The 17,902-nt window shown below is 39.8% G+C and carries 7 protein-coding genes; 1 reads left to right on the forward strand and 6 read right to left on the reverse strand.

Features of this window, described 5'->3' with window-relative positions:
• Positions 1-239: 239 nt before the first annotated feature.
• Both NU887_RS10115 and NU887_RS10120 read right to left on the reverse strand, forming a co-directional pair.
• Entirely contained in the window at positions 240-6,437 is a 6,198-nt protein-coding gene (locus NU887_RS10115) for a S8 family serine peptidase (protein ID WP_258423246.1), read from the reverse strand.
• Between the two features lie 726 nt (positions 6,438-7,163).
• Positions 7,164-9,320: a tetratricopeptide repeat protein gene (locus tag NU887_RS10120; RefSeq protein WP_258423247.1), complete on the reverse strand. Its 2,157-nt coding sequence runs from the start codon at positions 9,318-9,320 to the stop codon at positions 7,164-7,166.
• Positions 9,321-9,449: 129 nt separating this feature from the next.
• On the opposite strand from NU887_RS10120, the gene NU887_RS10125 reads away from it, so the two are divergent.
• Positions 9,450-9,707 carry a hypothetical protein gene (locus tag NU887_RS10125; protein WP_258423248.1) on the forward strand — a complete coding sequence of 86 codons (258 nt, stop codon included), beginning with the start codon at positions 9,450-9,452 and terminating at the stop codon, positions 9,705-9,707.
• Positions 9,708-9,840: 133 nt separating this feature from the next.
• Here NU887_RS10125 and NU887_RS10130 read toward each other — a convergent pair whose 3' ends face one another.
• The 4 genes from NU887_RS10130 to NU887_RS10145 form a co-directional block, all read right to left on the reverse strand.
• Positions 9,841-13,590 carry an ATP-binding protein gene (locus NU887_RS10130; protein ID WP_258423249.1) on the reverse strand — a complete coding sequence of 1,250 codons (3,750 nt, stop codon included), beginning with the start codon at positions 13,588-13,590 and terminating at the stop codon, positions 9,841-9,843.
• The gene (locus NU887_RS10135; protein WP_258423250.1) at positions 13,587-15,512 is read right to left on the reverse strand and encodes an ATP-binding protein; all 1,926 of its coding nucleotides are present in this window, start codon (positions 15,510-15,512) and stop codon (positions 13,587-13,589) included. Before NU887_RS10135 ends, NU887_RS10130 begins: the two co-directional genes overlap by 4 nt.
• A 50-nt stretch (positions 15,513-15,562) precedes the next feature.
• Complete coding sequence (locus NU887_RS10140; RefSeq protein ID WP_258423251.1) at positions 15,563-17,602, reverse strand: tetratricopeptide repeat-containing sensor histidine kinase; 2,040 nt, start codon at positions 17,600-17,602, stop codon at positions 15,563-15,565.
• Positions 17,599-17,902, reverse strand: a 304-nt coding sequence (locus NU887_RS10145; RefSeq protein WP_258423252.1) for a sensor histidine kinase, incomplete at its 5' end; no start/stop codon positions are given. The genes NU887_RS10145 and NU887_RS10140, both read right to left, overlap by 4 nt.

Consider the following 17,902-nt stretch of genomic DNA (forward strand, 5'->3'; position numbering starts at 1 on the left):
TGGTTCAGGGATAGAAATGAAAATCATTTACAACCGGATTTTTTTATATAAAACTCAAAAAGAATAAATCTTCTTTCACTTTGAAAGTAAAACATGATTTTCGAAAGAATATTAATGTTTACCGTCAAACCTGAGATTTACATCCTGTTGACCCATTTGGCAAACTGACTGATTTTGGTTAAAACAAAAAGAAATGGAAGTGACTTCCATTTCTTTTTGTTTTATATTAATTGAGTTTTTTATCGGGTTTGCTTGATCACTCGAATGGATTTGACACCATCCAAAGTTTGGATATTGATAATATAGAAACCAATGTGCATTTGAGAGAAATCCAATTCCAATCGGCTTTCATTTCCATACCAAACCTGAGGTAATCTATGGCTTCTTCCCATAGCATCCAAAATCACCAATGAAGACTCATTTGGCTCTTCTTTGACCAGACCCATAAGGCTTAAATTCATTCTGTCTTTTACAGGATTAGGATAAGCCTTTATTTGACCTGAAGTTTCATCTTGCTCAAGTTTAGAAACACCTTCAGAAACTGACAACTCTGTGAGAGATTCTCCTGACAAAGGTTTTGTTCGTGCTGATTCAAATGAAGTAAGCAAAGGACGAACAGCAATTGCCTGTGCCACCCAATGTTCTGCCAAAGAAGCAGTTGCACTTAAATCACCTGTTTCTCCCGCCTCACTTTGAATGAAGTATGACATCATATTAGAGGTCAAACCTTGTTGATTATTAGGATCATCATATACCTCAATGGTTCCAACAGGTGGCGTCCATGTGGCATTCTTTTTATTTGTGTAGAATAGCATCACCAAAGTATTGCATTCCTCAATGGTCAATGATGGTGCAGTTGCAACAAATCCCTGAGACCCAGACAAACCACTGAATGCTGCTATTGGTCCATCCGGATGATTGATATCCGCACCGCGAACCCTTGAAATTCCCATTGTCCATTTTGGACTTTGATTGATTCTGAATCCATAAGTTTCAGGCTCATTGTGACTTGTTACAACTTTGTAATAAGTTACCATTGCAACTTGGTTCAACTGATCGACTCTTTGGATAAGTTTCCAACTATCATCAGGTGGAGACACAGATGGCGCCCTACCTTTTTCAAACATTAAACCTACTATCAACAAATCTCCTGTTTGGGTATTGGCTGGCCTTTTTATGGTTGCAGGATTAGTTGAATTTCCACTTCCCATGGCTGTTTCAAAATCACCCATTTCAGGTGCTTCATTGACACAACCTACAATTACCAAGGTGGCATATTCAGAACTTGCAGAATTGTAATTCTCATTTCCTCCAAAACTGGCAATCACACGATAGGTACCCGGTAATACAGGTGCCGAAGAGGTTGGTCCATATTTGGTTTCGCCTGTTCCTTCATACTCCAAAGTAATTAAGCTTTGATCAATTACATCCTCCATTCCGCCCACCCCATAAGCAAACGCAGTCGCTTCAATTGGTTGCCCGTCAAACTCAAACACTCCCCCTGTTACAGAAACATTTGGTGTAGCTTTTCCAACGTTTAATTGACCTCTAGTAATTGTTCCAAGGATATAGTTAGAAGATTCAAAAAGGCTTACGGTAGGATCAATCTCATAAAGTCCCGCTGCGATTAACCCACTTCCGGGGAAGGTTCCTCCATCTTTTAGTAACGAATAATTAATAGATTCAATGATTGATTCCTGATTTTCTTCTTGGATCACTTCAGTTCCTTCATTATCTATGAACCTTGTACTTACCTCAAATCCTTCGAATTCAGTAGAGAATTCAGGTGATTCATCACCATACACAATCACATCTGGATTAGCTGATGTTGTTGCTATAAGAGTGGCAGGTGTAATTGAAAGGTCCGCAGGCAGGTATCCAACTCTATAATTTCTTGACTCAAAGGTTCCTGGAATAATAAAATGTTCCCCTACATCAGTTCCTGTCACCATGTTTACAGAGAAGAATTCAAGGTTGAAATCATCATCACTCTCAACGACCTCTTCACCGAAATCATAATATTTGATTCCATCTTTTTCCACTTCTTCTGCTAGTTCAAGGTCTTTTTCACCAAAAATCACCAAGGTATTATCATCCTCCCCTTCGCCTTCACCACCAGAGCTGTTGATTATGGTTCTTGAATTGAAGATGGTCCGACCATTGAGAATAGTACGTGCATTAATGATAGTCCTACCATTGATAATTGTTCTACCATTTACAATAGTACGTGCATTTAAAATTGTTCTGGCATTGATTATAGGTCTACCATTGATGCTTACAGTTTTTAGTTCCTGATTTTCTTGATCATCAAGATATTCCAAGAATGAATCTGCCGGAACATCAAAGGCAGAATTAATAATCGGCCTGCTATTGAATATGGTGCGAGCATTGAAAATAGTTCTAGCATTTATCATGGTTCGTGAACTGACCATGAAACTCTTATTGTTGAAACTAGCCTTATTGAAAATTGTCCTACCGTTAAAAATCCCCAATGGAAGGCTGTTGTCATCAGGCTGTTTTGCAATTGCAAGATCTTCGAAATATTGATTGAGAATGGCATCCTTTATACTTTGTACATCAACTATTTTTACCTTACCATCAGATTCAATGACGTCTTGAGGAATAATTACCTCAAATTTCAAAGCGTCACTGATTGACTCTCCGTACTTCAATGCAGATTCACCTGTCAAATCTAAAGGCTTGATGGTAATCGGTAATGGCTCTACTGTGATTATCCCAGGACCATAGTTTCCAAAAGCATTATTTGTACCATCGTAAAATAAATTTCCATCTTCTTGAACCACTCCGACATAATTGAAAAAGTCAGAAAAAGCAACGCTTGTTTGAGGATGAGAAGCGGTAATGATATATGTTCCAACATCTGCAAGATCCCCTGCGATTGGACTAGTCAGTGTCAACGGAACCAAAGTACTTCCCTCCGTTATTGAACCCAATGTAAGTCCAACGTCTTCAAGGCTGAGTGTACTCAGAACCCAATTATTATCAACTCTTTCGTATACGCTAGCTGAAAATGGTTCCAAAATCTGGGCATATTTCTTTGTTTGGTTATCAGCCCTGATAGCAATTGTTTTTTTAACTATATCAAAGAAATAGACAGGCCCGGCTGTTCCACCATCGAGTCCGCTATCCGAAATAGCATTGTTAACTACAGTAACGCCAGGGTTTCCTTCAAATTCCGGAATGGTCACCTCCAAGAATCCTGCTCCAAATTCGTCTAATCCATAGGTGGCATTTAAGATTTCATCTCTCAAATAGACATTGGAACCTTCGTATAAGTTGGTGCCAGTTATTTTCAATTTGAACTCAACTTCTCCCGGATTTACTCCTTCATCATATACTAGTTCTATGTTTTCAGGATTTGGTGCAGCAAGAAAAAGTAAAGCCCTATCCGCACGTACTAATCCGGAACCAGACTTAATGTCAAAACCTGTTTCATGCATGTCTTGTGAGGTAGTTTTTAACACTCTCCTAATATCTGCAGGTAAACTTGTTCCGGTCCCTCCTAACCAATCCGTTGGGTTAGTTGTCGGGTAATATTTTAAACGTGCTTGCTTCACCAAAGCTGCAACTGCCGCTACATGTGGAGCTGCGGCTGATGTTCCAAAGAAGTTTGAAAAACCATCACCTTCCAAATCCGGTGCCCCTAGGTCCACCGTAGTGTTTCCACCATTTGGACCTGTGAAATCCGGTTTGTCCCGAAGTTCTCCATTGGTAATCGTTCCTCCTCTTGAAGAGAAAGTTGCTACTGTAAATGGGTCAGTTCCGCTCGGTACGAGGGTTGGACTAAATCCAAAAACCGAGGTATTGGCATAGAGTACTGCACCTACTGTCATGGCTCCTGCTGCATTTGCATGGCCTACAACTGTCGAAGCATTTATTCCATTCTGATCATTAGGATCAAGTTCTCCCCTGAAGACCACATATTTAAACTTAATCCCCCTATTTGAATCCAAATCTGTACAAGTCTCACATTCACGTGCAATCAAAAGATCAACTGTAGTTGGCTCTGAAATGGTGAAAGATAGGATTTCAATTGGGTCACCGTTTGCGTTATTTCTGTTAAATCCAAAGAGCGGTGCACCAAAATCTTTTAGATAAATATCAAGGTCATATAAGCTTCCGATTTGGTCGACAGAATACAGTGGATCATCCCATTGAAGTGCAATCATGTAAACTGCCGGACCATTTTGACCGGGGAAGACTTTGATCGACTGTGTAATATTACCATCACTAAATTGATGAATACGGCCACCATCTACCCATTCATCATCATTAAGAGGCAAATTGACTGACAGGTCTTTAACAGGATTAAATGTTCCTTCGAAAGATTTACTTCCAAAATTTCCTGCAGAAGTAAAATAGGAAACGCCATTTGCAACTACTTCATTTACTGCTTTTGCAACTTTCCCGTCGCTAAAGAATGGTTCTGTTACATAAGTAATATCATCCACAATAATATCACTTCCTGCTTCGGCTAAGTCACGGATTCCTTGGGCAAAATCACCTGAAGTGATAACTCCCGTACGGAAACCTAACTGCGCACCAGGTGCAACATCATGAACAATTTGAAGCATGGCACGGCCCTCATCAGAACCTATCCCAAACCTACTAGGCATATCTCTATAAAAATAAAGACTTTCAGGTAGGTCTCCGTTGCTTATATCTGTCGACAAGGTATTGACACCTCCATCATTTCTTGTGGCATAGCTATCAGAAAGCAAACCAATTTTAATTCCTGAACCATCTATGGCTTGGTCACCTTCAAAATGAACATAACCTGCTTTAACTAGATTGGACCGCATTACCCTATCTCCTTGAGTAGTGGTCGCTCCTTTATTGGGAACACCGGGAATTGCAGGACGAACAGAGTTGATGACATCTGGAAAATTGTTTAATTCCAATAACTTTTCAATTGGAAGAAATCCTGCAATGATAAGGGAATTAGGATCTTGCTTAAGTTCCGATTCATCAGGAGTAACAAAATTTAAACTTAGTAAGGCTGTTTTTGCTTCGTTAAACTTGTTTTTGAAGTAAATAACCTCAACGAGGACCTCATTTCCACTGATGTAAAATACTTCATTGGATCCAACAGTCTGGCCTTGTTTGAAAATTTCATAGAGGGCTTTCAATTCAGAGCCTATAGGTTCATAAACCTTACCTTGGGAGCAAATACCGAAGATCTGACGGTCGTTGACTTTGATCTTCATTATTTCAGTTTTGCCGCAACCACCTGTTGCAGTAACTTCAATAACATCTCCATCTGTAACTAATATAGACTCCGGTGTTTCGATAATATTTCCTTCGCGCTTGAAAATCAATTCTCCAAAATTGACCCCTGCAAATTCAAATAAATTTGCGATTGCTGTATTACCACCATTCTCTGTACTACAAAGGGTTCCATCAACTACTTCTAAGATTGGTGGAGTGGTCAGGGTAACATCCAAACTACAATGTGTTGGGCCACAGGAACCTTGGTTGCTCACTTCTAAAGAGACTGTCCCGGAAGACACCCAATTAACAGTGATCGACTTGCTACCCTGTCCTTCGACGATTTCACCACCTGAAACTGACCAATTGTAATTATCGGCATCTACTGCTACTGAATAAGAAGTTGTAGAACCAGCGCAAACTTCTGCATCACCTGTGATAGCGCAGTCAGGATCCAAGTCTATGGAGGTAGAAGCTGCTTGCACTGAACGATCCTGACTTCCTATTGATTTTCCATTCAATGAAACCACTCTTGTGTGATATGGAGATCCATTAATACTTGAAGCCGAGTTTCCTTCACCCCAATCAGTAGCACTTGCAATATGTCCACCCCAAGCAATTACTACAGAATTGTTTGTGCCTGACTGTGTTCCGGTCGCGGTAAATGCTATCCTCAGGCGAGTGATCGCTGATGTGGAAGAAGGACTTTGTTGAATTACATAACTTATCGTTCCAAATTTTCCACCATAGATGGCCAACCTTCTTTCAGATTCAGGTATGAGGTTAAAGCTAGATGCCGGCAATCCATTTCCAGACCCCGGAACAGGAATCTGAACATATTGATATTGATTTGATCCAAATGGAATACCCGGAACAGGTTCAACATCCTCACATATTCTGTTAAACCCTGTTATATAGTCAATGGCACTTTTCCCATTGGTTCTGGTATCCCATTCTATTTCAATAACACCTTTATAGCCGGACTTGATTTTAGAAATGGTTAGTCTGTAAGGTATAGATTGACCCTCAAAAAAGTGGCTATTGGCATTATTGGAGTTACCGGTAGCCCAATTTACAGGACTTATGGGATCACTTTGGATACCTCCATTTTGACCTTGTTCTAGTTTGACAGTTTGGGCATGTGAAAAATTTGCCGAAAGTAGCAATAATATCAACAGCAAATTGCTGAATTTTGATAGCATCCGCATTGGAAAGTTGTTTAAAATTGAAGAGTTAAAATTCAAGTAATCTTAAAAGAATTGGTTAAGTTATTAGGTCAATCCAATAAATAACAATCTGTCGCTTTTGGATTATGAAGTGCAAATAACTTCTAATAAAAAGGACTTTCCAATATACGAAATTACTTTTAAAAAAATTATCCTACTAAAAATAGAGAAAAAACGGCTTGTTTTATAATGAGAATTCAAATAAAATTAAATCACTAAAAAATTTAACTATTTATATTATTTATATCTAAATTAAAATTATAAAATTTTATTCTTTGGTTATTTTTGTATCAAAACATGTAATATAAATAAATACACAAAGCCAATTTTTTTTGATTTAAGAAATCCTTTTTGGAAAAATTTCAGATTTTTTTTGAAGGATTGAAATTAGCAAGAAAAGACCCAAAATAAATTAGGTAATGGACAACACCAGAAATTAAATTCATTTATAAAAAATACCAGATTTTCCAATGGATGGATTCCCAAAAAGAAAAAAAGCAGAATTGAAGGATTCTAATTAGACCCTTAAGCAAGATTTTGAATCAAAAAAATGATCTTAATATAAAATAGAAAAACTGTGATTTTTATTTGCCTTAATCAGAAAAATCAATTTAAGCTAGACCTCTTTCTGTCTAAATGTTAAAACTGCCTCAATAATTGGAAATATGGTTGATAGGTAAAAAATCAAAATATTTAGTTCTCTTTTGATTAAGCTTCTTTGGGGATTGTAATTACAAACTCACTACCTACTCCTTCTTTACTTTTCACCAAAATTTCGCCCCCATGTGCTTTGATAATATCGTAAGAAAGGGACAACCCCAATCCCGTTCCCTGTCCAGCCGGCTTGGTAGTAAAGAAAGGCTGGAAGATTTTGTCTTTGATCGCATCAGGAATTCCCGGACCATTGTCGGATATAGAAACTTGGATTTGGTCACCAAAATTTTTCGTGGAGACGGTTAGGTGTGGTTCAATACTCTTTGAAGATTGCGCTAGGGCCTGAAATGCATTGTTGAAAATATTCTGCAATACCCGGCCAATATCCTGTGGTATAACATTCACTTTTGGAAGACTCGTATCAAAGTTAGTTTCATAGGTTACATTGATATCTTTTTCAATCCTTTTCATGCTTTGAAAAGACAATCTTAAATATTCATAAGACAAAGCATTGATATCTGTCAATTCTTTTTCACCAGAACTTTTTTGGCTGTGCTCTAGCATTCCTTTTACAATGTCATCTACCCGTTTGCCATGATGGGTTATTTTTTCAAGGTTTGATTTGACATCTTCAAGTATCTCAGTAACCAAAGACTCGTCTCTTGCTTCTTGACTCTTGGATCTTTCCTCTTGTATTTCTCCAATCAATTCATGGCTAACTTCCGAAAAGTTATTTACAAAGTTTATAGGATTTCGCATTTCATGGGCAATCCCTGCTGTAAGTTCACCAAGGCTCGCCATTTTCTCTGATTGGATAAGCTGTAATTGTGTTGCCTTTAATTGTGAAAGGGCATTTTCCAATTTCTCGTTTTTGCTTCCGATTTCAATGTTTTTTTCCTTCAGGATAAGAAATGCCCTATTAAGTTTGTTCCTGTTTCGATAAACCAAAAACAGGATGATCAAAAAGGCAAACAATCCGAAAAAAGCAGAAAAAATAAGCCATTTCTGCCTTAGGTTAGCTTTTTCAAATTCCAACGTCTTTTTAGAAAATTCATATTCAGCCTCTAAAGTTGCAGCAAGTCTTTGTCCCTGAGTATTGTTGACACTGTCGCTATACTGTTTGAAAAGTTTGAATTTTTCCAAAGCCTCAGCAAAGTCTCCGTTTTTTTCATAAATTTTTGCCAACAATTCATTTGAATTACGCAACTGCATAATCTGCCCCATTTTTTCTGATTGTGCCAAACCTTCGTTAGCCAAATCCAAGGCTTCTTTGATTTTTCCCTTCTTAAGGTACAAATCAGCCAAACCGATAGTCGAATGTGACAATGGAACCCCATATCCCTTTTCTTGGGATATTGATATTGATTGTTTGTATAAAATTTCTGCTTTATCGATGCTGTCAAGCGCTGTGTAAATATCCGCCAAAGTCCTCGAAGTCATCTCAATGAATTCCGAGCTTTGTAGCTCTAAAGCCATGGCATGGCCCAATTTCAGGTTTTCAAGTGCATCAAAAGGTCTGTTCTGCTTGAGTTCTACATCACCAATGTTATTTAAAGCGAGAATCATCCGGCCTTGATTTCCCAAAACCTTATAGATTTCCAACATCTCTAGGTACTTGGATTTCGCATCTTCAAATTTGCCTTGTTCAAAATAGATAAGAGCGATATTGTTTAACGCAGCAGCTTTCACATTTAGGTTCTTTGTGTTTTCAGCTCCTTTTATAGCATCATAGAAATTTTTCAGAGCCTCTGCATAATTTCCTTGGCTAAAGTAAACCAAACCGATATTATTCAAGATTCCCGGGACCAGATTTCCATCCGGCAAACCCTCTGCTATTGAAAGTGCTTTTTGGTAATATCCTATAGAAGCAGTAAAATCCCCCTTATTTTGGAGGGCATTCCCATATATTTTCAACGCCTCAGATTCACCTTTTTCAAATTTTGCCTTCCTGCACATTTCTATTTGCTTGTCGAGAAAAGTAAAAGCCTCCTCCGGATTACTTTCTGCAAGCATAAATCCCAGTTCATTCGCTTTATTGAGATAGATGGTATCTTTTTCAAAGCCAGGTTTTTGCCTAAGGATTTCAAGATCTGAATTCAGACTTTCAATGGTCTGTGCCTGAACTTCTAAAAAAGGCATATAAAAATAGCTGAAAACGATCAGTCGAAAACCCCAAATACTTCCCTTAATCAATATAAGAACGGACTTCATAAATATTTTACAAATTAAGGTTTTGCTTGTTGGTAATTCATGGCACACATTTTCAAGGTATTAAAATTTGGTTTTTTAACATAAAAAACTACCTTTAATATATAAAATTTGCATTTTAAATTTAAAATCATGAAAAAGCACCTTATCAATTCTGAAAACAACTGGTTCATATTTTTTACTTTTGAATTAGAGTCAAGCTTTGAATTGGCAGATTCCAACACTGATGATCAGGATAATCTATTGCCTTCTGATGAAGATGGACAAACGTCTTCTGATAGTCTGGATCAGATCAATGAAAACCTGGTTCAACAGATAGTGGATCCCGCGAGAACCCGTGCTGTAGATCCTGCAAGGACCAGAGTTGACCCAGCCCGGACAAGAAGGTAATCATTGATAGTCAAGGTATTAATCTTTGCAAATCCTAAGCAAGGTATCTGATCGATACCCGGTTTAGGATTTTTTTTGAAATAGCACCTATCCAAAGCAATTAGATTTATTGGCTTACCAGATATAGAAACCTTCAACATGGTAATATTATTCTAAATTCTGTACCTTCTCCCCTTCCGCCAATCTCTTTAGCATCCGTGCTGTAAGAGGTATGTTTTGTTTCTACTTTCAATTCCCCACCATGAGCCTTCACAATATCATAGCTTAAGGACAAGCCCAATCCAGTCCCCTGCCCTGTAGGCTTGGTGGTAAAGAAAGGCTGGAATATTTTATCCTTGACATGTTCGGGAATCCCATTTCCATTATCAATTACTTTAATCTCCACCTTATCACCAAGGTTGATGGTTTTTACCACGACTGTTGGTCTGTATCCTTCATTGTGCTGTTTTGCCCTTTCACTTACTGCATAAAATGCATTGTTGATCAGATTCAATAATACCCTGCCCAAGTCCTGTGGAACCGCATTTACTTTTGGAAGACTTGGGTCTAAATCTGTCTTGAAGTCGGCATTGAAGCTTTTATCCTTGGCCCTTAATCCGTGGTAAGACAATCGCAAGTATTCATCCGCCAAGGCATTGATATCTGTGGGTTCCTTTTGGCTAGAGTTGTTTCGGCTGTGTGCCAACATTCCCTTTACAATTGCATCTGCCCGTTTGCCGTGGTGGTGGATTTTTTGTTGGTTTTGGATGATGTCGTTCGCTATAGATTCCAACTCCTTTTTTTGACCTAATTCCAAAGTGATTTTTGACAATTCCTCCTTCAATTCATCCGCTAACTCAACACTCAACTCAGAGAAGTTATTGACAAAATTCAGTGGGTTTTGGATTTCGTGGGCGATACCGGCTGTGAGTTCACCCAAGGAAGCCATTTTTTCAGATTGGATAAGTTGGGATTGGGTGGCTTTGAGTTCATCTATGGATTTATTGAGTTGCGAAGTCCGGTGCATTACTTTTTCTTCCAAAATCCTGTTTTCCTTTTTCAGGTATTGGGACCTGACATGGACAATACCGTAAGTCAGCCCGCCAAACAGCGAAGCAAAAAGCAAATATGCCCACCAAGTCTGCCACCAAGGAGGAAGGATTTCAAAATCCAAGGTGGCAGGTTCACTCCAAATGCCATTGAATCCCCGTGTGGCCACCTTGAATTTGTAATCTCCCGGGGTAAGGTTATAGTAAATCCTGGAGTTTGATTTGGGACTGACGTCTGACCAAGCTTGGTCTGCCCCTTCTAAAATGTACCTGTACACAATTTTATCCCTTCCCAAAACAGATTGGTTGACAAAACTGAAATTGAAGGAGTTTTGGTCATATGGAAGTTTGAGCTGATTAGGCATCTGAAAACCGGGGCTGATGCTGTCCCATTGGATGTTGTTTTGGGCAAGATAACTGGAATCTTTAGGAAAATTGTCTTTTGTAAATCCTTTTGAAAAATCACTGTTCCAAAGCGTATCTCCCTCAGAAAGGCTGTTTTTTAGAAAAGAAGTATGCATGAATACCGGGTTTTGATCCATGATATTCATCCCTTTGATTTTTACCACAGGGGCAAGGCTGTCCATGATGGGGTCCTGATGCACCACAGTCATGATCGGTGAAGCTCCCCAAAAAACCGGACCTTTTTTGGTTGGAAATGCAGTGGACTGGTTGTAATCATTGTATGGAATCCCTGAAGATTTGCCATAATTGGAAAAATGCCAAACCTGATCGGGATTGTTGGGTGTCGGCCGATCGACTACGATTATCCCGTTTTCAGAACCGACATGGATCTTTCCGTTTACTTCAGTCAGGTCATATAGTGCCGGTGGCATCAGGCCGTTTTTGGCCGAAACGTGGGTGATGGAAGTTTCATCCAAACTAAAGATCGAGAAGCCCTCATCCCCTCCGACAATAACTTCTCCGGATGCAGACTCAAAAACCATGGAGTTATAATTACTCAGCAATCCCTCCTTTTTTTGTAAGGTCACATTGGTATTGGTTTTGGGATCGATGATGTTGATCCCCGCATCTGAACAAACCCATATCTTTCCTTTCCGGTCATTGATGACGACAAAGGAGGTGTTGGATACTAGTCCATTTGATTTGTCCAATTTTTGGAAGGAATTTGAAGTAGGATCAAAAACCAACAATCCGTTTCCTGTTCCCATCCAAAACTTACCATCTGCATTTTGTATGCCATTAAATACAGCGTTTACAAGGCCTTTTTGAACGGTATTGTAATGGGTGATGGATTTCGCCTGGACATCTATGATGGCAAACCCACCCATAATACCAGCAAGAAATTTATCTTCCCCGATCGCAATCAATTGGCGAAAATCATTTCCGCTCAATTCACTAGGAAGTTTCAAAAGTGAAAGTTTTTCTTTTTCCGGGTCATAAATGTTGATGCCTCTGTAAGTCGCCATCCAGATTCTTCCTTGGGAATCTTCATCGATTCCCCAGACATCATTGCTTTCCAAGCCATTATTGGTTGAAAAATTTTCCGCCATCATTCCCTTTGGATCAATCAAGAGAATGCCATCCTTGTCTGTACCTATCCATATTTCACCCCCTTTGCCCATCATGGAGGAAGAGGGAAAACCCACCACCCGGATCGGTGATCCTGTCAGGATTTTCTTAATTTTGGACGAAACCGGGTCATACACCGTAACGGTATCGTTGGATATCAGCCAAAGTCTATCCATATTATCCTCAAATACATCTGTGGTCCGTCCAAAATATCCCTGTCCAGCTCCCAAATGCATGACCTTGCTGTTTTGCAGGGAAACACTGAAAGCATCAGTTGAAAACGCGGTGATCCAGACATTCCCGGATTTGTCCTCTGTAAAGTTATAGGCAGTCCTCACAACAAGGCCTTCAGGTTCTCCGATAAACCGGATGGCTTTTCGTTCGGGATCAAGTATTCCGATTTTTTGTCCCAAACCTATCCAAATATTTTTTTGACTGTCCTCTTTGACTCCAAAAGCGATATTCATATTGGGATTGGTCCGGTGAAGGTCGACCTCAGAAATCAGCCTGTTTTCCATATCGAGGAAGAACAAGCCATTATTTGTCCCCCACAAAATTCCCTGATGGTCTAATTCCATCCGTACAAATCCTTTTTCGTAAGCAAAATGCTCTAAGATACCTAACGTAATATCCAATCGATAAACCCCGGTAACTAAACCTGAAATAATCAACCTACCTTCTTTATCCAATATCAGATCGGAGATAATTTCAATGGAGCCGTTTTCATTTTTTCCAAAGAAATTATAAGTCAAAAACTCAGAACCATTGTATTTGTGCAATCCCCGTTCTGTTCCAATCCAGACGCTCCCAAAATTATCAGTCTGCAGGGAGTAAACTTTATTTCCCAACAAACCTTCAGCTTGACCCAATCTAACAATGGCAGATGTTCCTCCCATCCAGACTGAAGGCAGGTCCGCAGAAGTCACAACTGGATTAGGTAAGATGAATTTCCGGACTTTGACAGGAAACTTATCAATAGAATCGGCTTTGAAAGGTATGGATTCAAGTTTATCCCAATCAAATGAAGTAGAAGTGATGGGATTTTTGAGCGTTTTAAACTCATTTATTGTAAAGGGCTTTGAGGGCAGAGTTTCAACATCAAAGGCAATTTTGACAGGCTTGGGAACGCTATCCTCCGGATAGGTTTTCCATTGGATGGGTTTTCCTTCCGGCATTTGGAAGGGAACAGCTTTTGGGATTTCATATCCTGACCCATTTTCCGGAAAAGGGGTGTCGGTTTTGTTGATACAGGAGATGGCCACTATCAATGGCATAAACAACAGATAAAAAATTGGGTGCGTAAATCCGATCTTGGGTTTCATATGCTTTGGGGTGATGGTTTGTGATTCAACAGTATTGTAAACGTAGTGCCTTTCCCTATTTCGGATTCGACTTTCAACTCTCCCCCATGGGCCTTCACGATATCATGCGTAATGCTCAGTCCAAGACCTGTACCTTCTGTACCTTTTTTGGTAGTGAAGAAAGGCTGCAGGATTTTGTCTTTGATGTCGTCAGGGATGCCGGGTCCATTGTCCGCGACTTCGATGGTTATTGTATCTCCCTGCTTTTTGGTGCGTACACTTAGAGACGCTGCATGCAGCGTCGTTACGGTCCTCATTGCGTCAAAAGCATTGTTGAATAGGTTGATGATTACTCTTGTAAAGTCCTCTTTGATCAGGGATACTTCCTTTACCTCAGGATCCAAGTTCAGGATTACATCGACATTGATAGGGTTTTTACCGGCGCGCATTCCGTGAAAACTTAGGTTTACATATTCCTTGATCAGGGCATTGAGGTCAGTCGGTTCTTTTTCCCCTGATCCTCCACGGGAATGTTGTAACATCGAGGTCACAATGCTATTGGCGCGACTGCCGTGTTCGTGGATTTTTTGCAAGTTGGACTGGATATCCTCAAGGTTTTCTAGGATGATTGTCTCGTCTCTGGTCTCTCGCTTCTCCATCTCTTCCAAGGTCTCGCCAATTATCTCAATAGACACCTCCGAGAAGTTATTGACAAAATTCAGCGGGTTCTTGATCTCGTGGGCAATGCCGGCGGTAAGTTGGCCGAGAGAGGCGAGTTTTTCCTGCTGGATCAGTTGGGCTTGGGTGGATTTTAATTTCTCAAGAGTCGACTGAATTTTTTCTTTTTGCTCCTGTAGCAGGGCATTGGCTTTTTTCTTTAGCTTATTGTTTCGAAAGAGTATAAATGCAAGTATAAGTAAGGAAATTAACGCGGCTGATATGCTAAAAATCCATAAGCGCTGTACCTGGTTTTGATAAGCTATATTCGCTGCCTCGATTTCATACTGACGTTCTTGTTCATCATAGTCAATGAAGGCTTCCAATCCTGTTTGTATCCTGAGATCATCGAGGCCGTCCATATAGGCGATTGCTGACTTGCTAAACTGAAGTGCTTTTTCAGGGTCTGTTATCTCACAGAATTCCGAAAGTAAAATTTCACCCTCGATTATATCCGAAAAAATGCCGCTTTCTTTTGCTATTTCCTGTGCCTTGCTAGCAAAAAAGAGGGCTGTATCAAGTTTTTCTATCTTTTGATAAATCCGAGCTATATTATAATTGCAACGAAATAAATGCCTTGAATTTCTACTGTTTTGTAATGCTTGTTTGTTTAATATTAGTGCGCTATCATACATCCCTGCTTCGAAATATATTTCTCCAAGGACGCGAGTTGTAAAGGGCGTCGCCACAACTAGATTTAGCCGCTCGGAATTAACTTTTGCTAATTTGCTATAATAAAAGGCTGAATCGAGTTGATTCATTTTTAAAAAGGTTGAAGCAATGCCTGCCCCGCCAATGGATGCATACCACGGATTAATTGCCTCGGATAAAATCTTTGATTCTTTAAAGTAACTCAGTGCCTTTTCGTAATCTTTTGCTTGGGTGTAAAGGGTGCCTAAATGATAAAGTAAGTTTGGCTTTCCCGGCCAATCAGGATTTCTTTCAGCTATCTTAAGCGCTTCCAGAGTTATTTGTAGTGCTTTTGAATCGTTGCCAATAGCCAGATGAGTTAAAATAATTCCAGACAATGCATGGAGTTCTGCCTTTGGGAAATTGATTTGTCGAGCCAGTAATACTGCATTATTACCATAATACAATGCTGAATCTGGTCGATTCCATTTATAGAACTGGCATATATCAGCCAATAGCATTGCCCTGGTAGTATCTTGTGTGGCAATAGATAGTTCATGTTTAAGGCTGTCAATCTCCATCCTAGTTTGAGCCATGCCAAGTAGCTGAATGCCAGCAAAGAGAATGATAAGGACTATGTATTTTTTCATGTGGATGGTGTAATAGGTAAATAAAAAGTAAATACAGTTCCACCACCCACTTCACCCGCCTCACCTGCAGTTTGGCTCTCCACCCTCAATTCCCCCCCATGCGCCTTCACGATATCATAAGATAAAGATAATCCCAATCCTGTTCCCTGCCCTGTAGGTTTAGTGGTGAAGAAAGGCTGGAAGATTTTTTCTTTGAAGGAATCGGGAATGCCGGGGCCGTTGTCGCTTACGGAGATTTTTACCCCCCTTCCCCCCTGAAGGGGGGAGGTGGAGACGGTTACTAGTGGTTTCAATTCTGAATTCTGAATTAAGAATTCTGAATGGGTGCAGGCATAAAAGGCATTATTGAGAATATTCAACAATACCTTCCCGATATCGGCTCGGACCAATTCAATTTTGGAGATTGTTGGATCAAGTTCTGTGATCAGCGTTATATTAACCCCTTCATTTTTGGATTTGAAGCTTTGGTAGGCAAGATTCAAATACTCACTTGCCAAATAATTGACGTCTGTCAGTTCTTTCCCCCCCGAGCTGGTCCGGCTATGCTCGAGCATACCTTTGACGATGGCGTCAGCCCGCTTGCCGTGATGGTTTATTTTGGATAGGTTTTCTTTGAGGTCTTTACCAATGAATTTAGCCTCTTCTATATCCCCTTTCTCCAGTTCTTCATTCATCTCATCAACCATTTCCGCACTGACTTCGGAGAAATTATTTACGAAGTTTAATGGATTCTGAATCTCATGGGCGATCCCTGCGGTGAGTTCACCCAATGAGGCCATTTTCTCCGATTGGATGAGTTGGGCTTGGGTGGATTTGAGTTGCCTTAAGGCTGATTCAACTTGTTGGTTTTTTTGAAGCAGTGAATATGCCGCTTGCTTTTCTTTTCTATAGCCACGGAAAATAATCAAAGCAATTACAATAATCACTCCGAGGCCACTCAACAACAAAATTTGCCTAAAACTATTTTTGAAAGCTGTTTCTGCGGCAGCAATTTCAAATTCTTTTTGTTGTTCATCAAACCCTGCGATTGTTTCGAAGTCAGTAATGTTGGCTAAGTGTGTTAGGCTGTCATTGTAAGCAATTGCATGGGTACTATATGCTAGTGCTTTTTCAAAATCTATTTCCCGATAGATTTGGGAAAGAAATTCGTTTGCATCTATGATGTTGGTATAAATGCCACTAGCATTGGCTATGTTTAAAGATTTTGTTGCGTAGAAAATGGACGAATCACTCTCTCCTAACCGATAATGGAGTTGGGCCATATCGAAATTGGCTTGGAACAACCAAAATGTACTTGTAGCCTCCTTCGTGCTTTGATACAGGTAAGATTTGGCCAGATCAAAATGCCCATTTCGTTCTTCCACTCTTGCCTGGTTAATCAGTGTAATATTGGACAACCAATTAGTTTCAAGTTGAATCGATTTTTCATATGCCATTTGATTATAGAATGTTGCTGAATCGATTTTATTCAATTCCAAATAAGCGTTGCCTAAATAGGAAATCGCAAGCGTTGCCATAGGCAAAGGGTGAGCCTCCGATTTTTGCACCGAATCCAAAACAAGGTAGGCTTGTTGAAAATACTTTGATGCGTTTTTATAATCACCTATGTTGGTGTATGTATGACCTAGGCCCAGCAGCAGCATTCCTTTCATTTCTTTCTGACCAATTTTGTTTGCGAGGTTGACGCCCTGCAGAGTGATTTGAAAGGCTTTGGAAAAATTCCCGAGTGTATTTAATGCTATAGCACTTGCTTGCATGGCATCAACTTCTCCTTTTGGGAACCCAACTTCTCTGGCAATATTTATAGCTTGATAGCCATAGAAAAGAGCGGAATCAGGCTTATTGAACATATATTGATTGCACAGTCTGACCATAATAGCAATTTTGCCGGTGTCTGTTTTTGATTGAGTGAGGGCATGCATTAGGCTATCAGTTACGGTATTGTGATTGGCAATGATCGTATCAAGACTTTGTGCAATAGTCCGTTTAGCACCAATGAAAAGGAGGAGAATCAATATTGTCGCCAGTTTCTTCATAGCGTTGTTTCATTAGGTAAAGAGACAATAAATTTTGATCCGTTTCTCACTTCACCATTATAGCTTGTAGGAGGGCTTTCCACCCTCAACTCTCCCCCATGGGCCTTCACGATATCATGCGTAATGCTCAGTCCAAGACCTGTACCTTCTGTACCTTTTTTGGTAGTGAAGAAAGGCTGCAGGATTTTGTCTTTGATCTCATCGGGGATGCCGGGGCCATTGTCCGCCACTTCGATGGTTATTGTATCTCCCTGCTTTTTGGTGCGTACTCTTAGAGACGGAGCATGCAGCGTCTTTACA

The sequence above is a fragment of the Aquiflexum gelatinilyticum genome, from assembly GCF_024741135.1.
In the GTDB taxonomy this organism is placed as follows: domain Bacteria; phylum Bacteroidota; class Bacteroidia; order Cytophagales; family Cyclobacteriaceae; genus Cognataquiflexum; species Cognataquiflexum gelatinilyticum.